Here is a 3,007-nt window from a genome sequence, read left to right as displayed (position 1 = left end):
GGTGAGAGGGACAATCAACTTAATATCTTGATATATAGAAGGACGTTGAGGTATCTGATTTACAGGCGATCAGCCAGATATGTTGGCGTGTAGCCTGCGTGACGGTCGTAATTTGTTGCATCCACATCACCAAGTACTTTCTCTCGTCTAGGAACCAGAATCATTGCCCATAGATATGGTAGATAACCTGCCGGAAGTGTGTTCCCAGATTAACCTCAGCCTGTATAGTTAAAGACTGTCTGATTCAGCAATACCGTCATCCGCCAATGCGTGGCTGATGCTATTCACCACCGTATGGGGGGCGAGTTTTATCTCTGCCAGCACTTTTCCGGTTTTTGGGGTGCCTTTATAAACGTAAAGTGACGCGACTGGCTCACTGTCATCGTTTGTTCCGACTGAAACCTGATAACTGGTATCACCATTTCTGACTGTGAATATCTGATTACTCTGATACGCATAAGAGGTATTACCCATCGGAACGGTGATATTCATCTCTTTACTTTTTGTGCTGGTCTTACCAAAAGAGTAAGACACGGACAGGGGTGATAATGCAGATTTCCACTTCCTTTTTATGGTTAAGTGTCTGCGCATAAAAAACAGGTTTTGCACGGGTCTTGCGGAGTGGCTTCGGTGCTTCTGCATGGGCAAGCGTTACTGATGAGAGTAAAAGCCCCGCGCTTAGCAGCCAAAACCGACGATACTTTTTAATACTTTTATCATTTTTACACACCCACTTCCGATAACATGACATAAATATCCCTGCCTCTGACTTTAATGGTCAGAGGTTCCTTATTGTCGGTGTTCATCAATACCTTCCCGCTACATGTTCTGGGTGACAGTAGAGCAAGCGCTTTGTGCAAGTTGTTCTGTGCCTGGCTGCTTTTTAAGTTGGTCACCGACTATCATCGACGGAACAGTACACATCAGCCATACCTGCAACAAACGCCAAGGTTCAGGGGGTCATTGACGCTGTTGTGTTGGTATAACCTAGCAATGGCATTGACCTGACTGAATGGGACGGGTTGCATGTTCTGCGAACAGAGACACTGATACTGTTGCTACAGGGACGGAGCACACTTGTTATGTGCCGGTGCTGTCGCCTGGCTATCTCATGGACATACTGAGCACTGGAAGTTTTTTGCAGCAGTACGGCCTGAAAGGAGGAGTGAAAACTAATGGCCTACAGGTAAAGAACTAAAAGGCCATCTGATGACACATTAATCAGCAATGCCCTGCTTTTGTTGTTGAATATCTTGTTCAATACCATCTCGTACATCTTGTGGGATTTTCAGTGCGTCACCTAATGCGGCAAGGTAGCTGCGCTCCATAAAATGGTCCACATCAATAACGGCACAACTGAGAAAATAGAGCTCCAGCGCTTCTTCTTCATTTTGTATTTCACGGGCCAGTAATTGAGGATCTAACGGTCTATCAATCGCTTGTTGCACCAGACGTTCGCCCTGTTCACCGATACCCGCTTCCTGCATATTTTGTTCAATAATGCGTCGCTCTTTGGCATCAATGTGCCCATCACTTTTGGCAGCAAATACCAGTGCCATAACCAATCGCTGCACACGCTGGTCTACAGGTGCTGCTTGCTGACCATACTGTGAACCATCTGGATGATTCTGACGGATCCTATCTTTATATTTATTCCATAACACGGTACTGAGTACTGCGCCGCCACCGGCAAGTAACGCACTGGTACCGTATTTGCTCAACAATTTGCGTGATGATTTACTTCCAACCAGTAAGCCAGCAAGGCCGCCTAAGGCGCCGGGCACTAACATATTACTCAGGCTAGAACCGCCTTCGTTACTCTTTTTCGTTTTTTCGTTACCTGTCCAAGCATGGATTGTAATTGTTGTATCAAGTTATTCATAATCGCCATCAGATAGAGTGGAATAATTACTTCGAGCATAAAGCAACGAATGTCAAGATGTGTATGGGGAGGTAAAAAACAGGGATCGATACACTAGCAGCGGCTTGTCAGCCAGTGCTGCAAACTACTGTAACGCCGAGGTCATATTTTCCTGCGCAATGCAGTTTATGCCGATGATCAGTACTTGTTGATTGCCGGGCAATCGCATCAGAACCTCCGTCAGGAGGGTACCCCTCCTACGGCCCTGCTTCCAGCATGGCGTGCGGGTCGGCACATCAGGTCATTGTGTGTTCAGGATAATCAGGGTTAATACCGGTTTTTATATCGCTCCTGACTGCGGTAACGATTACGGACTTCTCGCCGCCGCTCTTTTGGTGTTCCCTGTGATTTCAGTAAACACTGTTCACGTCGCCGAACAATCTGTTCCCATTCAGTATCATCAGGGCAGTGATCTATGACAGCAAGCCACTGTGTCGCAGCCCTGCGCCAGAATCCGGCCAGTTCTAAATCGGTCGCTTTTTGTATTAGCGTTTCAATACTCACTGCACTCTTTAATTCAGCCAACCGACATCACTCCACGCTGTATTGCGTATCACTTTCCCGAAACCCTAAAATTTGACAGTAAAAAACCCGATATTGGTTTTTTCTGCAAGATAACGCAGCCATGGCGCATAAAAACACATCACCTACCCTGCCTGTGACGGATGGCGACTACACTGAGTTGATCAGATTAAGTGATCAATATCGACTTATTGATCTGCATAATCGATTTCACAGACTCATTTTATGACCGTATTCTTACGGGTGCTGACACTGGGAAAGGTGAGTCCTGCGCAGACAGGACTATTCTCTAACATCATTTTCTTCTGGTATTAATAAAATTCTGATAGTCGTATTGTTATGCGTCGATGGGTTTTTTATTCGCATAACTCTGCCACTCACCTCCATTTTTTAGCCTATTTCCTTATTCAATGACACAATCTATCGATAAATCACCGTGGCACTATTGGAGGCCAACTTTTCACCGCCATAATAGAGATGTCTCTTATTTACCTCCCCGGCAGTAAAATACCCCACATACCCATCACATTTCTGAAAAAATATTTGTAGGCATATTCCTACAAA

The 3,007-nt window shown here is 45.5% G+C and carries 2 protein-coding genes and 2 pseudogenes; all 4 read right to left on the bottom strand.

Annotated features, from left to right (window positions below):
- Positions 1-228 precede the first annotated feature (228 nt).
- Positions 229-492: a hypothetical protein gene (locus AEP37_RS21895; RefSeq protein WP_042592881.1), complete on the bottom strand. Its 264-nt coding sequence runs from the start codon at positions 490-492 to the stop codon at positions 229-231.
- Between the two features lie 230 nt (positions 493-722).
- Positions 723-954 (bottom strand): annotated as a pseudogene (locus AEP37_RS27785) (hypothetical protein); the annotation flags it as partial.
- A 263-nt stretch (positions 955-1,217) separates the two neighbouring features.
- Positions 1,218-1,882, bottom strand: a pseudogene (locus tag AEP37_RS21890) (tellurite resistance TerB family protein).
- 306 nt (positions 1,883-2,188) lie between these two features.
- Positions 2,189-2,446, bottom strand: a complete 258-nt coding sequence (locus AEP37_RS21885; protein ID WP_049615315.1) for a PerC family transcriptional regulator — start codon at positions 2,444-2,446, stop codon at positions 2,189-2,191.
- Positions 2,447-3,007 lie beyond the last annotated feature (561 nt).

It is taken from the genome of Yersinia pekkanenii, from assembly GCF_001152565.1.
Lineage (GTDB): Bacteria > Pseudomonadota > Gammaproteobacteria > Enterobacterales > Enterobacteriaceae > Yersinia > Yersinia pekkanenii.
This window is presented reverse-complemented; position numbering and strand designations above follow the sequence as displayed.